This is a genomic window from Streptomyces sp. NBC_01481, assembly GCF_026339995.1.
Lineage (GTDB): Bacteria > Actinomycetota > Actinomycetes > Streptomycetales > Streptomycetaceae > Streptomyces.
In genome coordinates, this window is the sequence record NZ_JAPEPT010000003.1 from 497,457 (window position 1) to 517,759 (window position 20,303).

Here is a 20,303-nt window from a genome sequence, read left to right on the forward strand (position 1 = left end):
ATTCCCCCATTTGTCCGATAACTCCCCTACGTAGTAGGCTACTCCGTATGGGTGTTACTGCAAGCCGTGTCCCGGGCGGCGACGGTGCCACCGTCGTGACCTCCCAGAAGGTCCGGGAGGGCCGGGTTGACGCCTATAAGCGCTGGCAGGAGAAGACCAACCACGTGGCCGAGGGCTTTGACGGCTTCGAGGGCGCGGAGCTGTATCCACCGGACTCCGGTGAGGAGAACGAGTGGGTGGTGGTCTTCCGGTTCTCCCGTGTCGACCAGTTGACCGCATGGCTGGACTCCGGCGCGCGCCGCAGGCTCCTGGACGAGGCGCAACTGCTGTTCGACGGCGCCCCGACCCAGGAGGTATTGGCCGGCGGAGCGCCCGCCCCTCAGGAGCCGCGGGCTGTCACGGCGGTCATCTCCCATTCCGTACGGCCGGGGAAAGAGCGCGACTTCAAGCGCTGGCAGGACAAGGTCCTGAAGGCGCAGGAACAGCATCCCGGTTTCATGGGGACCGAGTTGTTCGAGCCGGTGGAGGGAATCCAGGACAACTGGGTGGTCGTTTTCCGTTACGACACTCGTGACAACCTCGACGCATGGCTCGACTCTGCCGAACGCGAAAAGCTGCTGCACGAGGGGCGTCAGTACTTCTCCTCGTACGACGTACGCAAGATCGGGTCGGCGTTCAGCGGCTGGTTCCGCTTCGGGGAGGGCGACGAGGAAGGGATTCCGTCCAACTGGAAACAGGCGATGTCCGTCGTCCTGGCGCTCTATCCGACGGTGATGGTTCTGAATCTGACGGTGGGAAAGGAATTCGACGACTGGGGCATACCCGGGTATCTGGGCCTGTTCATCTCCAATGTGCTGAGTGTCTCCATCCTGACCTGGGTGCTGATGCCGCTGGTCAACAGAGCTCTCGCGTTCTGGCTGCTGCCCAGCCGGGCACGTTCCGCGCGTACGCAGGTGGGGGGAGCGCTGGTCGTGATGCTGTGCTGGGCGGTCTTCATCCTTGTATTCGGCCTGACCACTGACTGACTGAGCGAGGACCGACTTACTGACGACTGGTCAACCAATGGGGTCATCGTGGGCGGACAGACGCGGGCGCGGCGTATCGAGGGAGACATCGTCCGGCGGGGCGACCCCGGATACGAGAGCGCCCGGCAGGGCATCCTGTGGAACGGGCTCAAGCCCCACCGGTTCCCCGAGTTGATCGTCCGGGTCGCCTCGGAACGCGATGTCCCCGAAGCCGTGGCACTCGCCCGCTCCGAGGGTCTGCGCATCGCCGTACGGGCGGGCGGGCACAGCTGGTGCGGCTCGCCACTGCGCGACGGGGGCATGCTCATCGACCTCGCCGCACTCAACCGGATCCACATCGATCCGAACTCGGCCACGGCGACCGTCCAGCCCGCCGTCACCGGCGGCGCACTCGCCTCCGAACTCTCCCGGCACGGCCTGGCCTTCCCCACCGGGCACTGCGGATCCGTCGCTGTCGGCGGGTACCTCCTCAGCGGCGGTCTCGGCTGGAATTCCGGAGCGCTGGGACCGGCTTGCGCGAGCGTGCAGCAGATAGAAGCCGTCACCGCCGCCGGAGAGGTCGTCCGATGCGACGCGGAGGAGAACTCCGACCTGTTCTGGGCGGCGCGCGGAGCCGGCCCCGGCTTCTTCGCGATTGTCACCGGCTTCCGCCTCGCCCTGTACCCGCGTCCGGAGACGATTGTCACGACCACGTACGCCTTTGCGCTGGCGGACGTCGGACCCGTGACCCGCTGGGCCAGCGAGGCCGCCACCGAACTCCCGCCGACCGTCGAACTGTCCTTCCTGATGGGCACCGCCGACCCGGCCATGTCGGCGGCCACACCGAGGCCCAAGGTGGTCGTCGTCGCGGCCACCGCCTTCGCGGACAGCCAGGACGAGGCGATCCGCTCTCTCGGGCCGCTGCGTGCCTGCCCGCTCGACGACCGTGCCATCTTCATCCAGGCCGACGAGCCGGCCTCCCTCGAGGCCCTTGACGAGTCCTCCGGGACCCTGTGGCCGGCGAGCTACCGCTGTGGCGCCGACACCCTGTGGTCGGGCGCGGACTACGAAACCCTGCTTTCGAGGCTCGCCGCAGTGGTCGCTGCGGCCCCCTCGGAGAAGTCCCTCGTACTCGCCCCCGTGTCACCGGTCTCTCGGGACAAGGCGCTCCAGCAGGACATGGCCTTCTCGGTGCTCGGCGACAGCTATGTCGTCCCGTTCGCGATCTGGGACTCCCCGGCGCAGGACGACGCCAACATCCGCTGGCTGCGCGACGCCATGCGAGCCGTCGAACCCCTCGGCACGGGCCATTACATCGCCGAAGCGGACCTCACGGCCGACCCCTCCCGCGCCCGGCGCTCCTTCAGCCCGTCCGACTGGGACCGCCTGGAACGGCTCAAGGCACGCTACGACCCCGAGGACGTCTTCTTCTCCTATCTCGGGCGATAAACCGCGGCGGCGTGGTCACGCCATCACTGTCGGTGCCCCATGGAACCCGAGGGGAATGCAGGGTTACGCCGTGGGGCGCGGACCGGACAGCGCGATGTCAGCGGGCCGTGCTTTGCTGGAGAAATGATCGATGACTTCTTGAACGGTGATCTTTCCGCAGTCGAGGAGGCGGTCCGCAAGGCGGCCGCCACCGAGATCACGCCGCGCTACCGCCAGCTCGCCGCGCACGAGATCGTCGAGAAGAGCGGCCCGCACGACCTTGTGACGACGGCCGACCGCAATGCCGAGGAACACCTCACCGCCTCGCTGACGGCGCTGCTGCCCGGCTCCGTCGTGGTGGGCGAGGAGGCCGTCCACGCGGACCCGTCTGTGTACGAGGCGCTGCAGGGCGACGCGCCCGTCTGGATCGTCGACCCGGTGGACGGCACACGGCAGTTCGTCCGCGGCGAGCCCGGATTCTGCACGCTCGTCGCTCTCGCACAGCACGGCGAGGTGCTCGCGTCCTGGACGTACGCGCCGGTCCTGGAGGAGATGGCGATCGCCCTCCGGGGCGGCGGCGCACTGCTCAACGGCACGCCGATACGGTCGGGTTCGCCCACGCCGGGCGCGGTGCTGGAGATCGCGATGTCCCACCCGGACTACACAACCCCGGACCAGAAGCACGCGCTGCTCGGCCTGAACGCCGAGGGCATCCACGCCCGCCCCTGCGGATCGGCGGGCCTGGAGTACCTGTCGGTGGCCCGGGGCGACCTGGACGCGGTGGCCTTCTCCTGGGAGAACGCATGGGACCACGCGGCGGGCCTGCTCCTGGTGACGGAGGCGGGCGGGGCGCAGATGACGGTGTCGGGGGAGCGGTTCCGTATCGGGGGAGGGAATGCGCTGCCGTTCACGGCGGCGAGGGACGGGGGGACGGCGGAGAGGGTGCGGGACCTGTTGCGCGGGTGAGTGTCCCCACCCCGCCCCTGCCCGCTGCGACGTTTGCGGCTCGGTCCCAGGGCCCTGTTCCGCAGGAGCGGCAGCTTCGCGCCGCCTGGTGCGGGCCTTCCGCGCCGCCAATCCGGCGCCGGCCAATCAAGCCCGTCCGGCGTTTGAGGACCGGGGTCCGGGGCGGAGCCCCGGTTGTGGGATGGGGGTACCTCCCACGGCCGCCAGGCCGTAGGGGGAGGGCGGGGAGGGGACAAGGCCCCGCGCAGCGGCCCCCGACCCCGCACCCTGCGGCGGCCCCCGACCCCGCACCCTTCGGCGGGCCCGCGCAACGAACCCGCCAGGCGCCGCGCCACGCGGCCGCCCGCGCACCGGACCCCAAACCCCGCGCCGCTAGCCCAGCCGCGACCTCGCCTCGGCCACCAGAGCGTACGCCGACTCCACCGCCCCCGCGTCCAGGCCCCGCAGCACCCCCGACACCCTCGACGCGAAGTCCTCCGGCGCCGCGGGCGAAGACGTCGCCGTCCTCAGCGCGCCCTTCTCGTTCAGGCACCACACCCTCGCGTGCGCGTGCAGCGACTGGACCAGGACGCCGAACGCCCTGCTCAGGCACAGCGACACATGCAGCACGTCCCCCGCGCCCACCGACTTCCGCGCCGCCGCGACCGAGAAGTCCGCCTCCCATGCCGCGTCGATCAGGGCGCGGCGCAGTGGCTCCGGATACACCTGGGTCCGGGTGCGTAGTGACGTCAACTCGCCGTCCGCGTCGGCCAGTACGCGGCACAGCGCCACCTCGCCCGCGTACGCGGGCGACCAGAAGCCCAGGGGGTGGCCCGCCTGCATGCCCGTCTCGTACCGGCCCGCCAGGCAGTCCGCCCAGACCGCCTCGACGCGGTCGAGGTCGCGCAGGATCCAGTCCACCTGGCCGCCGTCCACCGTCAGCCACGCGCCGCCGTTGACCCAGGGACCCCAGCCGCCGGGGCCCGCGATGTCCACCTGGGTGCCCGTTACCTCCGTGGCGAGGGCTGCCAGCGCCCCGGTATCGACCGAACCGCGGTAGTAGACGCCCAGGTCCCAGTCGGAGTCCGGGCGGTGCGTGCCCCGGGCGCGGCTGCCGCCGCGGGCCACCGCGCGCACCCCGCGTACCGCCATGAGCTGCTGCGACATCGCTTCGATTCGGGAAATCATCGCCGTGGAGCGTACCGCCGCCCCCGCTGTCGGTGCTCCGCAATATCCTGGGGACCTTGGCCATCGGCTGACAAAGGAGTCCGAAGGTGCCGTCGATGCTCGATGCCGTCGTCGTGGGGGCGGGGCCCAACGGGCTGACCGCAGCTGTCGAATTGGCCCGCCGCGGCTTCTCGGTGGCGGTGTACGAGGCGATGGACACCGTCGGCGGGGGAGCGAGGACCGAGGAGCTCACCCTCCCGGGCTTCCGGCACGACCCCTGCTCCGCCGTCCATCCGCTCGGCATCGGCTCACCGGCCTTCGCCGCCATGCCGCTGGCCCGGCACGGCCTGGAGTGGCTGCACCCCGAACTGCCCCTCGCGCACCCTTTTCCGGACGGCACCGCAGCCGTGCTGAGCAGGTCGGTCGGTGAGAGCGCCATGTCGCTGGGCGCCGGTGACGCCGGGGCGTACCGACGGCTCGTCGCGCCCTTCCTCGGGCGCTGGGACACCCTCGCCGCGGACTTCCTGCGCACCCCCTGGGACGGCCTGCCCCGCGACCCGTACCGTCTCGCCCGCTTCGGGATGGTCGCGTTGCAGCCCGCCACCTGGGTCTCGCGCCGTTTCGAGGGGGAGCGGGCCCGCGGTCTGTTCGCCGGTCTTGCCGCCCATGCCATCGCCCCCACCAGCGGGTTCGCCACCGCCGGGGTCGCCCTGTGCTTCGCGCTCGCCGCGCACGAGGTCGGCTGGCCGGTGCCGCGCGGCGGTTCGCAGGCGATCTCGGACGCTCTCGCCTCGTATCTGCGTGAGCAGGGCGGCGTGATCCATACGGGCACGGAGGTCAAGCGGCTGGACGAGCTGCCCCCTGCCCGTGCGTATGTCTTCGACACCTCGCCGACCGCGCTCGCCAGGATCGCGGGTCTCGGCCAGGCGTATCAGCACTACCGCTACGGCGCCGCCGCTTTCAAGATCGACTACGCGCTCTCGGGGCCCGTGCCCTGGACCGCGAAGGAGGCCCGTGCGGCAGGGACCGTGCACATCGGCCCCACCGCCGGCGAGATCGACGCGGCCCTGACCGCCGCCGTCGCCGGCCGCGACCCCGAGGTCCCCTTCCTGATCACCGCCCAGCCCAGCCTGGTGGACCCCTCCCGCGCTCCGGCGGGCAAGCATGTCCTGTGGGCGTACGGCCATGTGCCGGCCGGCTGGGAGGGCGACGCGACCGAGGTCATCGAGCGGCAGCTGGAGCGTTTCGCGCCCGGTTTCCGCGATCTCGTGCTGGCCCGCGCCGTCGCGGGCCCGCCCCAGCTCGCCCGGCGCAACGCCAACTACGTCGGCGGGGACATCGCCTGCGGAGCCTTCGCCGGACTCCAGACGCTGATCCGTCCCAGGCTCGCCCGCGTCCCGTACGCCACCGCGCACCCCGCCGTCTTCATCTGCTCCTCCGCGACCCCGCCGGGCCCCGGTGTGCACGGCATGTCCGGCCACCACGCCGCGAAGGCGGTCTGGCGCAGTCTGCGCAGGGTGCACTCTGCGTAGCTGAAGCCGCATGGTCCACGTGCGTAGGCTGAAGTCATGGTCGAGATCACGCTCGTGCGCGGGGACATCACCCGGCAGCGTGTCGACGCCATCGTCAACGCCGCCAATTCCTCACTGCTCGGCGGCGGTGGTGTCGACGGAGCCATCCACCGTCGCGGCGGACCCGAGATCCTCGCGGAATGCCGTGCCCTGCGCGCCTCGCAGTACGGCAAGGGCCTGCGCACCGGGCAGGCCGTCGCCACCACCGCCGGCCGCCTGGACGCCGACCATGTGATCCACACGGTCGGCCCCGTGTGGTCCCGGCAGGAGGACAGGTCCGGCCTGCTGGCCTCCTGTTACCGTGAATCGCTGCGCGTGGCACGGGAGCTGGGCGCGAGCACCGTCGCCTTCCCCGCCATCTCGACCGGCATCTACGGCTGGCCGATGGACGACGGCGCGCGGATCGCAGTCCGTACGGTCCGCGAGGCGGCCGCCGCGCCGGTCACCGAGGTACGTTTCGTGCTCTTCGACGAGCACGCGTACAAGGAATTCGAGACCGCCCTGGCAGCGCAAGGCTGATGTCGTTTTCTCGCTAGCACCGGCCCTGGCGCTGCCGGATGCTTGAGCCATGCACACCGACACCGAGCGCTGCGTACGCGCCGTCCAGGCGAAGGACGCCCGATTCGACGGCTGGTTCTTCACGGCCGTGCTGACTACGCGGATCTACTGCCGCCCCAGCTGCCCGGTGGTGCCGCCGAAGGTCGAGAACATGACCTTCTATCCGAGCGCGGCCGCCTGTCAGCAGGCCGGATTCCGGGCCTGCAAGCGCTGCCGCCCCGACACCAGCCCCGGCTCCCCGGAGTGGAACGCCCGCGCGGACACCGTCGCACGCGCCATGCGTCTCATCCGCGACGGAGTCGTCGACCGCGAAGGGGTACCGGGCCTCGCCGCCCGCCTCGGCTACTCCACCCGGCAGATCGAGCGCCAGCTCCTCGCCGAGCTGGGCGCGGGACCGCTCGCCCTGGCCCGCGCGCAGCGCGCCCAGACCGCGCGCCTCCTTATCGAAACCACCGCGCTCCCGATGGCCGAGGTCGCCTTCGCGGCCGGTTTCGCCTCCATCCGCACCTTCAACGACACCGTCCGCGAGGTCTTCGCACTCGCCCCCGGCGAACTGCGCACCCGAGCCATCCGCAGCCGTACCGCACCCCCGCAGACCCCCGGAGTGATCTCCCTGCGGCTGCCGTACCGCGCGCCGCTCAATCCGAGCAACCTCTTCGGCCACCTCGCCGCGACCGGGGTACCCGGCGTCGAGGAGTGGCTGGACGGGGCCTACCGCCGCACCCTCAACCTCCCCTACGGGCACGGCATCGTCGCCCTCGCCCCGCGGCCCGACCACATCGCCTGCCGGCTCGCCCTCACCGACCCGCGCGACCTCACCATCGCGATCAGCCGCTGCCGCTGGATGCTCGACCTCGACGCCGATCCGGTCGCCGTCGACGACCAACTGCGTACGGACGAACTGCTCGCGCCGCTGGTCGACAAGGCGCCGGGGCGACGGGTGCCGCGCACCGTCGACGCGGCGGAGTTCGCCGTACGGGCGGTGCTGGGCCAGCAGGTCTCGACGGCCGCGGCCCGCACCCACGCGAGCCGCCTGGTCAGGGCCCACGGCGAGGCGATCGAGGACGCCGAGGGCGGCCTCACGCATCTTTTCCCGTCCTCCGAGGCGCTGGCGACGCTGGACCCTCAGACCCTGGCGCTGCCCGGCACCCGCCGCACCACCTTCATGAGCCTCGTCGGGGCGCTGGCCGACGGCTCACTGCAGCTCGGCATCGACAGCGACTGGGACAAGGCCCGCGCGCAGCTGACCGCGATCCCCGGCTTCGGCCTCTGGACGGTCGAAGTGATCGCGATGCGCGCCCTGGGCGACCCGGACGCGTTCCTGCCCGGCGACCTCGGCATGCGGCGCGCCGCCGCCGAACTGGGTCTGCCCTCGACCCCCGCAGCGCTCACCAACCGCGCCGCGGCCTGGCGCCCCTGGCGGGCGTACGCCGTCCAGTACCTCTGGGCCACCGACGATCACCCCATCAACCGCCTGCCCTCATAAGGAAGTTCAGCCATGACCAAGCAGCACACGGTCGTCGACAGTCCCTACGGCCCGCTGACCCTCGTCGCGACCGACGGAGTGCTGAGCGGCCTCTACATGCCCCAGCAGCGCCACCGGCCCGACGAGGAGACCTTCGGCGAGGTGGATCCCGCCCCCTTCGGCGAGGCGATCCGCCAGCTGGAGGCCTACTTCGCCCGCGAGCTCACGGAATTCGATCTGCCGATGCGGCTGCACGGCACGGACTTCCAGCAGCGCGTCTGGGAACAGCTGCGGCAGATCCCGTACGGCGAGACACGGACCTACGGCGAACTGGCCGAGGCGCTCGGCAACGCCGGTGCCTCCCGCGCGGTGGGTCTGGCCAACGGCAAGAACCCGATCGGGATCATCGTCCCCTGCCACCGGGTCATCGGCTCGACGGGCAGCCTCGTCGGCTACGGCGGCGGACTCGACCGCAAGCAACGGCTGCTGGCGTTCGAGTCCGGCACACCCGACGACGCGCTGTTCTAGGGCCGGGCCCCGGCGATCTCACAGCCGCTCGGCTTCCCAACGGGGCGATAGGTTTCTGTTCGGGATCGCGGCGTGAGGTGAGGCAATGCGGCATGCGGCAGTAGGCGTCGACATCGGTGGTACCAAGGTGCTCATGCTCGCAGAGGGGCAGGATCTTGAAGCGCCGCTCACTCGGCGCCTGGCCACGGGTCCCTCGGTCGTTCCCGCAGACATCGAAGCCTCTGTCCGGGCCTTCCTCGCCGACAACGCCCTGAAGCCGACGGCACTGGGGATCGCCGTGCCCGGCCTCGTCGAGAACGGTCAGGTCAAGATCTCCGACGTGTTGCCCCAGCTGACGGGCTGGGAGGGACTGCACAATGCCGGAACCCCACAGCTGCTCGTCAATGACATCCGAGGCGCTCTCGCGCAGGAGTCGGCCGGCCTCTCCCAGGCCTCGTCCGCTGCGGTGATCGTCTGTGGGACCGCAGTGGGATCGGCCTACCTGTGCGAGGGACGGGTCGTCCGCGGCTCGCGAGGATGGGCCGGCGAGATCGGCAGCCTGCCGCTGCCGACGCCACAGGGTGTCAAGCGGCTCGACGACCTCGCCGGCGGGGGAGCGATCGTACGCGCGGTCGGCGAGCCTCCGGAGCAGATCCATGCCGCGCTCGCCACTGGTGACCCTCGGACACGGTGCATCGTCAATGCTGCGGGCGAGGCGCTCGGACTCGCCATCGCCTCGCTGATCAACATCCTCAACCCGGACGTGGTGCGGATCGCTGGTGGCACCCTCGGATATGCGGGCTACTGGGACACCGCTGTAGCGACGGCACGCACCCACGCCCTGCCGGAGTTGTGGGACGTCTGCAGCGTCGACCGAATCCAGGCCACGGAACTGGTCGTTGCCCGAGGCGCCATGCGTCTCGCCGCCGCAGCGATCGACGGCCAGGCATGGGTCCAGCAATACGTCTGACCCGAATATTTGGGATTCCGGATCCGTTCGCCACCTGGCCGTCTCCGGCGCGTGGGCATAACTGCGCAACGACTCTCAGCTCTCGGTGCCCAGCCGGCGCAGGAGTTCGGGCAGGGCGGTGCCGATGGGCTCCCGGACGACTTGGTCGGCTCGGTCGTCGTAAGGGGTCGGCTCGGCGTTGACGATGATCAGTTGGGCGCCGTGGTCGGCGGCGACGCCGGCAAGCCCGGCGGCGGGCTGGACCTGGAGGCTGGTTCCGACGGCGATGAAGATCTGGCATGCCTTGGTGATCGCGAGAGCCTCGCCCAAGACCGCGGGGTCGAGCCGCTCGCCGAACATCACCGTCGCCGACTTGAGGATGCCGCCGCACTCCAGGCACGGCGGATCCTCCTCACCGGCGTCGACTCGCGCGAGCGCTTCCTCCATCGGTGCCTTGGCGTTGCACTTGGTGCACACCACGGTCCGTGCGGTGCCGTGCAGTTCGAGCACCTTGCGGGCGGGCAGGCCGGCGAGCTGGTGCAGCCCGTCCACGTTCTGCGTGATCACCCGCACCGGCACCCCGGACCGCTCCAGTTCCGCCACGGCCCGGTGCGCCGTGTTGGGCTCGGCCTGCAGCGTCCGGTTCTTCCGCCGCATCTGCCAGGACCGCCGCCGGATCTCCGGATCGCCCATGTAGTACTCGTACGTCACGAGCTTCTCGGCCTCCGGATTCCGCCGCCACAGCCCGTTGGGCCCGCGATAATCAGGGATACCGGAATCAGTGGATATACCTGCGCCACTGAGGATGGCGACGAGGGACCTGTTCATGGAGGCGCCCGCCGTGGTGGACACCTACTTGGTCCGCGCGGATTTCAGAAAGGCTGAGGTCCTCAAGCTGACAACACACGTCTCACCAAACGGGCTGCTGGCACGGGCGTGGTGAAGTCGACGTCGAGGCAGGTGCTGGACGTGGCACCTCAAGCACCTGTCGCATCCCCTTAGAGCCAGGCCCAACTGGGCGTCAGTAGTCACTCTCGGTGCCCAGCCGGCGCAGGAGTTCGGGCAGGGCGGTGCCGATGGGCTCCCGGACGACTTGGTCGGCTCGGTCGTCGTAAGGGGTCGGCTCGGCGTTGACGATGATCAGTTGGGCGCCGTGGTCGGCGGCGACGCCGGCAAGCCCGGCGGCGGGCTGGACCTGGAGGCTGGTTCCGACGGCGATGAAGATCTGGCATGCCTTGGTGATCGCGAGAGCCTCGCCCAAGACCGCGGGGTCGAGCCGCTCGCCGAACATCACCGTCGCCGACTTGAGGATGCCGCCGCACTCCAGGCACGGCGGATCCTCCTCACCGGCGTCGACTCGCGCGAGCGCTTCCTCCATCGGTGCCTTGGCGTTGCACTTGGTGCACACCACGGTCCGTGCGGTGCCGTGCAGTTCGAGCACCTTGCGGGCGGGCAGGCCGGCGAGCTGGTGCAGCCCGTCCACGTTCTGCGTGATCACCCGCACCGGCACCCCGGACCGCTCCAGTTCCGCCACGGCCCGGTGCGCCGTGTTGGGCTCGGCCTGCAGCGTCCGGTTCTTCCGCCGCATCTGCCAGGACCGCCGCCGGATCTCCGGATCGCCCATGTAGTACTCGTACGTCACGAGCTTCTCGGCCTCCGGATTCCGCCGCCACAGCCCGTTGGGCCCGCGATAATCAGGGATACCGGAATCAGTGGATATACCTGCGCCACTGAGGATGGCGACGAGGGACCTGTTCATGGGTCAAGAGTAGGACGCCTGTTGCATCAGCTGGCCGTAGCGACCGCACACACGATTCTCTGAGGCGGATACCGAGGTAATCGAGTGTCATTCTTCGCTCTTCCAGGAAGTCATCCATGCCTCATTTTGGGCAGAGATAATCCTTTCACATTGCGCCACAAATCGATCATCTTCATGATGAGAGGCTGCCCCACCCACCAACTGCCGACCAGCAAGCAAGCGTTGAAGCTCGTCAGCTGTACGTGAATATTCGAGGTATTGGTAGCTGTAGCGAGCCGCTGTTCCGTATGCGATCACCGCGGTCCCCATTGTTGCTGCAGTCGCTACCCATACTGCTGCGTGTTCTATTCCCAAAGCGCCAGATACTCCAGCAAGAACTGTTGCAGCGATGGCAAAAAATGAGGCGACATAGTGGACGGCATTTTCTCGCCTCTTCATATTCAAGGTCTGCGGGCGATAGTAATCTCTTATCTGCCCTTGGATTCGTCGCTCGCAGTAGGTGTCGACGTCGCCGACTGGGGGAAGTTGTCGTTCTTTTGGTAGAATTCCGATCGCGTGGCCCATCAAGTCTGCAGCTTCCTGCTCGAATCGGGAGCATCTGTCCCACAAGTTTTCCGCCGCCGAATTTTCCCGGTAGGGACTGACATGCGCTAGATAAGTAAGAACTTCTGCCTTTATGGCTTCAGAAACGGAACGTATTCGAGTCCAATCTCGGATCAGAGAAGGCCTTGAGCCGCGGCCAGCCAAAGGCGTCAAACCGGCGGCCACTGCAGCAGCGAATGCTGCATAGCGTCCTGAATCGTTGCGCCAGATTTCCATCTGTGCACTCGCGGTCCCTGTTATGGCGGCGACTACGGCCAGTGCTAGCAGAAATCGGCGAGCTCTCTGAATTTTCACCTTCAGTTTGGTAGCTGCCTGCGACCATACATTCTGGCGATCCCACCAATAAGTTGGCGCATCTTGCATGGCCTGGCGTCTACTAACTTCGTTCGCCACGTGCATGGTCCACCACCGATTATTTGGACTGCCTCTCTGCACCGAGCAGCACATTGACCCGCTGCCTTAGATCGTCTTTGAAATCAACTTCGAGTAGCTCATGGCTTCTTTTCACACGCGGCACCTGGAGAGTGCGCAGCGCAGAAAAGTCGAACGGCGCTGGTGGCGATCTCAATTCGCGGATCGGTATCCAGCCAGAGGGCTCGCCACTTTTCCTTTCCTCGCCAGCGCTAGTCCGAGCGTGTAGCATCCCCGCTTCGAAGACGACGTTTGGGTTATCGAAATACTTTACATCCGCGGCGCCTGGGCTGGACCTGTCAGACTCATACGGCTCCGAAAAGTAACAAACACCGAACTTTGATTCACTTATTTCACGACTGATCTGAGAGGCGATCGATCCGGATTCCTTCATTTGGGACCAGTCGGTGAACTCGGCTCTGTCTTTGAACTCATCGAGAATATCCAAAATTGCGCCCACCACCTGCCTGTCTGCCCTCTGCGAAAAGGCCACGAAGAAGTGTGGTTTTGCTACCCTGGGGAATTCTGAAGCCTTCAGCAAGTCCTCAAGGTCTTGGATTGCGTAAAGTGTGTTCCTATCCTGTGCAGTGTTGGATTCGTAGAGCTCATATAGGATGGCCAATGCATTTCCCAGTCGCGAGATTTCCGTTTTGGCGATATCTGTCGCTTCCATGTACATTCCGGATTCGACGAGCAGAACTCCGTCGGAGTGCTTGAAGCGCAGTGGTACGACTATCACGGTATGTGCATTCTCGGTACACGGCGTGTATTGAGCGATCTCGCCATTGGAGGATGTGAACTGATTAGCCAGGGTGCTGGGATTGAGCAGATCCTCACTATTTCGGCTGGCAATCCAGATCGGATGGCCATCTGAGAAGGCCTGTGTTGCCGCGTTGGTGGGCGACCCGCTTGAAGTCAGGAGATCCCAATGATGGTTCAGGTCGTCCAAGCTCCAAAAGGTATCTAGAGTAATTTGCTCTTTTCCGTTGAGAAACCTCGATTCGCGCAGGAGTTCGCAGTATTGCGCGTCGAGTTGATCCCGGAGATATCTGTAAACGACCGAGCGCACGCGATCGAAAGTTTTGTCGTCTACTATGTCGACGGACTGGGCGAAGTGGAGCAGATGGCCAGCGAAGGTGCTCGTTTTGACGGGCATAGGATTCCCCACGTTCCGTGTCGGCTATGCGTTTGCTCAAAGCTGCAACCATCGAAGCTGAGCGGAAGAGCGCCACGGCACCGCTATTCCCAGCATGCGACGATACGAGAAGACTGGCGACTTGAGGACCAGTCTCGTAAAGCCGGGCGCCAGGGATCCCTCCTCGGTCGGGCAGCGGGGGGCCGCCAAGGCTCACACCGTGACGCTCGCGCTCGGCCCTTGGCGGGGCCCTGGAAGGTCACTAGATAACACCTCCGGGGTCTCGTTGCAGCCTCCTGGTTAGAAGGTTGCTGATTCACCTTTGTGCTACCCGTGGCTGTCCATGGTCCCCAACCGCAAACGTGCAGGGCAGATTGACCGACGCTGCCCCGCGTCCCGTCCGCAACTGGCGGGACAGAAGCTACGGTGCAAGGATGGACGTATAGAGGTATGGAAAGGGTCGGTGATGGTTGAAACCTTGTTGCTTGACTGTCTGATCTAGCACGCAGAGTGACGTTTCACCTCACCTGACTTTTGGTTTGGCGTTTCGTTGAACCTTCGTCTTCCAAGGGCCGTAAAGGGGGACGACCATGAACGATGCAAGTGACTCGCGTTCAACCCAGTCCGATAACGGCTCGCGCCCATCGGCCACCGAGGAGATTCCGCTTCCGCATGGACCTTTGGTATTCATCAGTCATGACTCGCGGGACGCTAATGTCGCTGAAGCGTTCAGTAGGCTTCTGAATAGTGTCACCGCAGGACTGCTGAAGTCATTTAGGTCGTCTGATCGGAGGGGTTCTCAGGGCTTCGAATACGGGGTCGAGTGGTTTCCTGAGCTGATGCGGCAAATTGGAGATGCTAGTGACGTTGTCTGCCTTCTTACGGAACGGAGTTTGGATCGTCCCTGGATTCTATATGAGGCTGGGGTTGCAAAAGGGAAGATTAGTGCAACTGTGCATGGACTTGCGCTAGGTGTTCCGCTCAAGAAAGCGAGCACGGGCCCCTTTGCTCAGTTTCAGAACTGTGGCGACGATGTCGAATCGATCACAAAACTGATTATTCAGCTCGTCAAGCGCCTGCCAAACGCTGATCCCGATCGCGAGATGGTCGAAGTTCAGGTGAAAAGCTTCAAGGAGCGCGTTGACGAGCTTCTGGAAGCCTTCAAAGGGGAGGCGGAAGACGACGCATTCCCGGACGGTGAGGGAGCAAGGGACGCACAGCTCTTCGAGGAAATAAAAGCAATGTTCCAAGAATTGCCACTTCGGGTAGAGTCGAGTATCGTTAATAGCGGCCTGCAGCCCCTGCGTGGTGAAATATTGAATCCGAGGGCGCTCGGAGATATTGCCGAAATGACGAGAGCCGGAAAGGGAGGAGAGGGTATTAGCCTTCTCATCCTTGCGAGTCCATTTCGTGAAATCATGCCTTGGCTCTATGAAATCGCAACTGAGGTGTATCGAGCTGAATGCCGACGAGATCGCGAAGCGGTTCGTCGAGGTTGGGGCGATTTCGTTCGGGCGATAGAAGTGGCTGGCCAGGTTCCGTTGCGCGGTGGGCGCGACTTCCGTCATCTTGCACGCGACATTATGCGCCTGGCTTCGCGCTTCGTGGATTTGGAAGAATTGCACGTTGTGTCGGATATTCATTCGGCAGATTGATCCAGCTTGGATCCCTATTATTTCTTCGGGTGGCACCGCTCGACGGCCACCAGTCGGATCCTCTCGCGCAACTCCCGCCGCTCGCCTCTCAGGCCACCACCCCAAAGCGGCTAGTTCACTACATGGGAAACGCCGTGACGGGAGGCGGAGCCCTCCAGGGCTGTCGCTGTGCGGCGGAGTGGGCCCACTATCAGGGAGAGACGTACGCGCGTGACCGAGGGCAGACGACTACGTCGGTGCGGGGCCGGCTCTCTCGTCGTCACCCCTAAACCTCGGTACGGTCGTGGTCGTGTCTGACGTGCGTCGGGTTGGTCACCCGTTGGCGTGCGTCAGTTGATCGCGCAAGACTAGGGGAGCTGGTACGGGCATGGCGGTTGACGCTGCCCGATCGGAAGAGGGGTTCACATCGGCGGGGGCGACGCGGGTGATGGTTGCCGCGTGCCAGGCTACGGGGCTCCACGACAGAGGCGCGGAGTTGATCCGCCTCGGAGAGAACCCGTTGTTCCGGCTGGCCTCGGCGCCGGTGATCGTGCGTGTGGCGCGCGGGGAAGAGTGGTTGCCGAAGGCACGCACGGAAGTCGCCGTCTCGCGCTGGCTGAACGGCGAGGGGTTCCCTGCCGCGCAAGCTGTGGAGGACCTGGAGCAGCCGCTGTTGGTCGACGGCCACCCTGTGACGTTCTGGCATCTGATCGTTGAGGGGGATCCTGTCCGGTCGATCAGGCCGGATCAGTGAGCGGGTCTGGCGATGGGGGCACCTCCCGTGCCCGAAGGGCTACGGGGGAGAAGTGCCGTGCCAGGGCACGCGAGCCCGGCAAGATCGACCGGACAGGACCTACGCGGGCGGCAGCCCGTTCTCCAGCTCCACCGTTCCGCTGCCCTTCTCCAGGGCGTCCAGAGCGGCCAGCACCCGGTGACCCAGCGAGCCCAGGAAGTGCGCCGGGATCTCGTCACGCGACACCAGCCGCCAGGAGATCAGCTCTTCCTCCTGCAGCCGGATCGCCGCGAACTGCGCCTCGGTCAGCACTCCGCCGTCGTACACATACGCCGCGATCGGCGGCCGCGCGGTGCCCTGCACCCAGTCCACCGCCAGCAGCGCGCCCGGCTCCACGTCGAGTCCGATCTCCTCGAGCGTCTCCCTGCGGGCGGCCAGCCGCGGGGTTTCGCCCAGATCCGACTCGATGGTCCCGCCGGGCAGCGCCCAGCCCTCGCGGTAGTTGGGCTCGACGATCAGCACACGTCCCTCACCGTCACGGATGAGAACGGCGGCACCGGCGAGGATGCGGGGCAGGGATGCGATGTACGTGGCGTAGTCAGAGGTAGTCACTTGGGGAAGCGTAACGGGGGTGCGGGCGTCAGCCCTTGGTGCCCGGCGGGCGGTTTCCGGCGGGTGGGCCGTCGAGCCGGAGACGGGCCTGGTCGGCATCGTGCTGGGCGGCGCGCGTGTCCGGGTGGTCGGCCCCCAGGACTCGCGTACGGGTCCCTGCCACGACCTCGTACATCTCCAGCGCCCCCGCCCACTGACCCATGCGGGCGAGGAAGTGGCCCGCCTCATGGCGGGTGACCAGAGTGTCGGGGTGGTCGCCGCCGAGCACCCCGATCCGGGCGGTGAGGACTTGGGAGGCCAGGTGGTACGCCTCCTGATGCCGGCCGAGGGCGCTGAAGGTGAAGGCCACGTTGTGCTGACAGCGCAGTGCGTCGGGGTGCCGGGCGCCCTGCATCTGCAGCCGTCGCGTCAGTACTTCGTTGTAGAGGGGCAGGGCTTCCCTGTGGCGGCCCAGCAGGCCGAGGGTGAAGGCGGTCTGCTGGCGCGCGTCCAGCGTGTCGGGGTGGTACGGGCCGAAGGCCGCGCTCCTGCCCTCCTCGACGGTCTGGAACTCGACCAGCGCCTCCCGGTACTGGCCCAGCGCGAGCAGTGCGAACCCCCGCTCCCACCGTGACATGAGCGTGGCCGGATGCTCCCGGCCCAGCAGCGCCAGCCGGGCGGATGCGACGCCGCTGAGCACGGCGTGCGCCTCGGCCCATTCGCTGCGCCGTAGATGCCCGACGCCGCGGCTGTGCTCGGCGTCGAGTTCGGCGGCCTGTTCCTCGGCGGACCGCGGGGTGGGGCGGAAGGGGACGGGCTGGAACACGCCGTCATGGAAGAGGCCGTGCCCGCGGGGGCCGGTGAGTTCGATACGGCAGGTCAGATGCGCCGTGCCGGTCCCGGACCGGCGACGGACGCGATCGTCCCCGAGGAGGATGTGGACGCCCTGGTAGCGAGCGGTTCTGATCGTCTCGTCGACAATGCCCAGCTCCGGGCCGGAGCGAATGCGTTCGTAATCGTCCAGGACCACCACGAGCCAGGGGCGCTGCAATCGCCTTCGCTGGTCCAACTGCGTGTGCAGGAGGTCACGCAGTTCACCGATTGCCTCCGGCCGCGCGGTGAGATCCTGGGCCCACTTCACCTCTGGCAGCGCGGCGAGCGCGGAGAGGTGCTCCGAGTCGCCGTGCCAGGCGCAGACGAAGGTGACGGCACCCCCGGGGTTCGCCTCGGCCAGGCCCCGGACGACCGCGGCGAGCATCCGGTGCCGGTCCCGGACGTCGGTGCCGGTCAGCAGTCCGTGCGGGCCGTCGCCGCCGTACACCCGCTCATTGAGGTCCAGCAGGACCGGTCGGCCGCCCTCGCCCACGCCGAACTGTGCGGCCAGCAAGGGAACGTCGGGCTGATCATGGGCTCTGGCGTTGAAGGCCCGCAGCAACTCGTCCGCGGTGGGCCGGTCGGCTGGATCGGTCGCGACGCAGCGGCGCAGCAGTGCCTGGTGGCCGCGGCCCGTCGCGGGGGGAAGGCGCGGATCCGCGGCCGGATCGTAGCGCCAGTCGCCGGCAGCCGCGGCCAGCAGCATCCGTCCCACCGCGTACATGTCGGACGCCTTGCTCGGCGGATCGTCGTCGCTGAGGAGTTCCGGTGCCCGGAACTCCTCCTGCTGGCGCAGGACCCACCGGTAGGGGCTGTGGACACCGTCCAGGGAGGCGGCCATCCACCCGGTGATCTCGACCTCCTGTCCCGCCAGGAGGACGCAGTTGGGGATCAGCGTGCTGTGGATGACGCCCTTGCGGTGCGCCCGTGCGAGACCGTTCGCCAGCTGCCTCCCGACGGACACGAACTCCATGCCGTGGAGGGCACCCCGTTCGTTGACGAACGTGCGCAGATTGGGCGCCGGACCGGAGGCGCGCTGGTCCTGGGCGTATGAGGTGGCGATCCACGCGGGCACGGCGGTGGCGTCATGGCCGAGCAGCCGTGGCGCGTACACGCCGCCCATCCGGGACAGGGCCTCCGCCTCCGTTGAGATCAGCGCGGCGCTCCACGACCGCTCCATTTCCGGGATACGGATCACGGCGATCCCCGCATGCTGCTCGGAGGTCCCCAGATACAGCCCCATATGAGGCCAGCCGTACCGATGCCGGGCGATCAGCCGGAAGGGACCCGCAGTCCGCGGGTTCCCCGGGGCAGGCGACTGCCAGTCGGAACCGGGAGCGTCGACGAACGACGGCGGCGGAACCGCGGGGCCCCGCGGAACCCCGAGCCGTCGCAGCAGCCGCTCGTCCATCCACCCGAAGGGGCGCCCGCCCGCGGGCAGCCGGTCCGTCCCCGAGGGATGCGGCAGCCAGGCAGGGAAGTCCGCCTGGCGGTCGGCGAGTTCGGCGAGTCGTGCACTGACCGCGCGGGTGGCCCGTACGAGTTCGCCGGCCGGGAGCGTGTCGAGCAGGATGCGCCGGGTGTCCTCGGCGAAGTCGAAGCCCCGGTGCTGCGGCAGCAGATCGTCCCCGCCCGCAGGGCGCATGAGGCCGCCCAGGAACACCTCCGCCAGATGCCCGGTGTCGATCTCGGGGCCCAGCGCGTCCTGCACCAGTCGCATGGCGGGGACCGAGAGCGGGGAGACCGCCGCGAGATGGGCGGCGAGACGGTACGCCTGAGGGGAGGCCGCCGTGCGGAAACGCAGCAGGCCGTCCCCGCCGGGCGTGCGCGTCGCGGCGTACGGGCGGGCAGGGGTCCGGTTCGCGAGCAGCGGCAGGACCGCCGAGGTGCCGGGCGATGCGACCAACCGGGCCCAGGCGCCCAGGGATTCGGGGGTCGCCGCGAGCACCGGCACCGCAACCCTGTCGTACGGGGCGACTTCGGGCGGCAGCACCGGGTCCACGACCCGCCAGGTGTGGTTGGGCGCGCCACGCCTGGGCGTGGTCACCTCCCATTCCTCGGTACGGATGCCGGAGCCCTCCCACAGCCGCTCGGGCAGCGCGTGCAGCACGGCCGTCGGGCCGACCCGCGCGGCGCGCTCCAGCGCTGTGTGCATCCGGCCGTCCCGCCACGCCGCGCCGACGCCGTCGCTGATGGCGAGCAGCAGGGTGTGGCCGGCGGGGTCCGTGACGGCGGACGCGGGCAGCGGGGCGCTGTCCTGCTCGTAGGGGCGCCTGCCCAGCAGGGGAGCCTTAGGGCTCCGGCTGTCCAGCCCGTACACGCGTACGTCACGGAAGGCGCCACTGCGCTCCATCAGCAGCCGTGTCTCGCCGGCGAGCCGCTGCCACAACAGCATCGACACCCCGTCGTCCACGAGGAGCACCAGATCCAGCCAGCGGGCGCGGCCCGGGCGCAGGACCGCGTCGGGCAACCGGGTCTCGGCCATCGCGGTCACGGTGGCGGGCTCGTCCAGCTCGGCGGTCCTGCGGTCGGGGCGCAGCTGTTTGAGCGGGCGCAGCGCACGGCCGAGGGGCAGTTCGGCGGAGCCGAGCGCCTTGTCCTGCGGGGCACGTACGGGGACGGCGGGCCGGTCGTGCCGCGGGCGCTGCCGTGGGGCGGGTGCGCCGTGAACGTCGGAGCCGCGTCCCATGCCGGGCCGCGCGTCCGGCGAGAGTCGCGCGTCCGGCGCTGTGGGCACGGGCCTCTGCGAGGCCTCCGGCCAGGGAGGGCGGGGGTCGGCGGCCGGGTCCGCGCAAGGAGGTGCCTCCTGCCCCTCCGGCGGTGGCTCGGCGTCGGCGCCCGCCCCGGCCAGTACCGTCGACGCTCCCGCCGGCAGCCGCCCGGCCAGCCACAGCGCATCCAGCAGCTCTTCGTGGGACAGCTCCGCCCCGCAGTCCGCCAGGATCCGCCGCAGCTTGCTCCACACCGGCG

16 protein-coding genes and 1 pseudogene are annotated in these 20,303 nt (G+C 68.1%); 10 read left to right on the plus strand and 7 right to left on the minus strand.

Features of this window, described 5'->3' with window-relative positions:
• Nucleotides 1-47: 47 nt before the first annotated feature.
• The 3 genes from OOK40_RS18780 to OOK40_RS18790 all read left to right on the plus strand — a co-directional run bounded on the left by OOK40_RS18780 (nt 48) and on the right by OOK40_RS18790 (nt 3,398).
• Nucleotides 48-1,025, plus strand: a complete 978-nt coding sequence (locus OOK40_RS18780) for an antibiotic biosynthesis monooxygenase (protein WP_266482918.1) — start codon at nt 48-50, stop codon at nt 1,023-1,025.
• A gap of 48 nt (nt 1,026-1,073) precedes the next feature.
• Nucleotides 1,074-2,453 carry an FAD-binding oxidoreductase gene (locus OOK40_RS18785; RefSeq protein WP_266482920.1) on the plus strand — a complete coding sequence of 460 codons (1,380 nt, stop codon included), beginning with the start codon at nt 1,074-1,076 and terminating at the stop codon, nt 2,451-2,453.
• 123 nt (nt 2,454-2,576) lie between these two features.
• A complete protein-coding gene (locus OOK40_RS18790) occupies nt 2,577-3,398 on the plus strand; it encodes an inositol monophosphatase family protein (RefSeq protein WP_266482922.1) in 822 nt (273 codons plus the stop codon).
• A gap of 372 nt (nt 3,399-3,770) precedes the next feature.
• Here OOK40_RS18790 and OOK40_RS18795 read toward each other — a convergent pair whose 3' ends face one another.
• A complete protein-coding gene (locus tag OOK40_RS18795; RefSeq protein ID WP_266482924.1) occupies nt 3,771-4,565 on the minus strand; it encodes a nucleotidyltransferase family protein in 795 nt (264 codons plus the stop codon).
• Between the two features lie 86 nt (nt 4,566-4,651).
• Here OOK40_RS18795 and OOK40_RS18800 point away from each other — a divergent pair, with 86 nt between their 5' ends.
• From OOK40_RS18800 to OOK40_RS18820, 5 genes are all read left to right on the plus strand, one after another.
• Nucleotides 4,652-6,076 carry an NAD(P)/FAD-dependent oxidoreductase gene (locus OOK40_RS18800; protein ID WP_266482926.1) on the plus strand — a complete coding sequence of 475 codons (1,425 nt, stop codon included), beginning with the start codon at nt 4,652-4,654 and terminating at the stop codon, nt 6,074-6,076.
• 36 nt (nt 6,077-6,112) lie between these two features.
• Nucleotides 6,113-6,634 (plus strand): O-acetyl-ADP-ribose deacetylase, encoded by a 522-nt coding sequence (locus OOK40_RS18805; protein ID WP_266482929.1) that lies wholly within the window; start codon nt 6,113-6,115, stop codon nt 6,632-6,634.
• Nucleotides 6,635-6,683: 49 nt separating this feature from the next.
• Nucleotides 6,684-8,159: an AlkA N-terminal domain-containing protein gene (locus tag OOK40_RS18810; RefSeq protein WP_266482931.1), complete on the plus strand. Its 1,476-nt coding sequence runs from the start codon at nt 6,684-6,686 to the stop codon at nt 8,157-8,159.
• A 12-nt stretch (nt 8,160-8,171) separates the two neighbouring features.
• Entirely contained in the window at nt 8,172-8,666 is a 495-nt protein-coding gene (locus OOK40_RS18815) for a methylated-DNA--[protein]-cysteine S-methyltransferase (RefSeq protein ID WP_266482933.1), read from the plus strand.
• 85 nt (nt 8,667-8,751) lie between these two features.
• On the plus strand, nt 8,752-9,615 hold the full coding sequence (locus tag OOK40_RS18820; protein WP_266482935.1) for an ROK family protein: 864 nt from the start codon (nt 8,752-8,754) through the stop codon (nt 9,613-9,615).
• A gap of 75 nt (nt 9,616-9,690) precedes the next feature.
• Here OOK40_RS18820 and OOK40_RS18825 read toward each other — a convergent pair whose 3' ends face one another.
• The 4 genes from OOK40_RS18825 to OOK40_RS18840 form a co-directional block, all read right to left on the minus strand.
• Nucleotides 9,691-10,422 (minus strand): Sir2 family NAD-dependent protein deacetylase, encoded by a 732-nt coding sequence (locus tag OOK40_RS18825; protein WP_266482937.1) that lies wholly within the window; start codon nt 10,420-10,422, stop codon nt 9,691-9,693.
• 193 nt (nt 10,423-10,615) lie between these two features.
• Nucleotides 10,616-11,353 carry a Sir2 family NAD-dependent protein deacetylase gene (locus OOK40_RS18830; protein ID WP_266482940.1) on the minus strand — a complete coding sequence of 246 codons (738 nt, stop codon included), beginning with the start codon at nt 11,351-11,353 and terminating at the stop codon, nt 10,616-10,618.
• Between the two features lie 87 nt (nt 11,354-11,440).
• Nucleotides 11,441-12,349 (minus strand): DUF4231 domain-containing protein, encoded by a 909-nt coding sequence (locus tag OOK40_RS18835; protein WP_266482945.1) that lies wholly within the window; start codon nt 12,347-12,349, stop codon nt 11,441-11,443.
• A gap of 19 nt (nt 12,350-12,368) precedes the next feature.
• Entirely contained in the window at nt 12,369-13,523 is a 1,155-nt protein-coding gene (locus OOK40_RS18840) for a hypothetical protein (protein WP_266482948.1), read from the minus strand.
• A 569-nt stretch (nt 13,524-14,092) separates the two neighbouring features.
• Between OOK40_RS18840 and OOK40_RS18845 the strand changes: the two genes are divergently transcribed.
• Both OOK40_RS18845 and OOK40_RS18850 read left to right on the plus strand, forming a co-directional pair.
• Nucleotides 14,093-15,157, plus strand: coding sequence for a hypothetical protein (locus OOK40_RS18845; protein ID WP_266482950.1), 1,065 nt, complete (start codon nt 14,093-14,095; stop codon nt 15,155-15,157).
• A gap of 367 nt (nt 15,158-15,524) precedes the next feature.
• A pseudogene (locus tag OOK40_RS18850) lies at nt 15,525-15,860 on the plus strand (aminoglycoside phosphotransferase family protein); the annotation flags it as partial.
• A 129-nt stretch (nt 15,861-15,989) separates the two neighbouring features.
• Here the strand turns inward: OOK40_RS18850 and OOK40_RS18855 are convergent.
• Nucleotides 15,990-16,481: an NUDIX hydrolase gene (locus OOK40_RS18855; protein ID WP_266482952.1), complete on the minus strand. Its 492-nt coding sequence runs from the start codon at nt 16,479-16,481 to the stop codon at nt 15,990-15,992.
• Between the two features lie 28 nt (nt 16,482-16,509).
• The gene (locus OOK40_RS18860; RefSeq protein ID WP_266482955.1) at nt 16,510-20,298 is read right to left on the minus strand and encodes an SAV_2336 N-terminal domain-related protein; all 3,789 of its coding nucleotides are present in this window, start codon (nt 20,296-20,298) and stop codon (nt 16,510-16,512) included.
• Between the last annotated feature and the right edge of the window lie 5 nt (nt 20,299-20,303).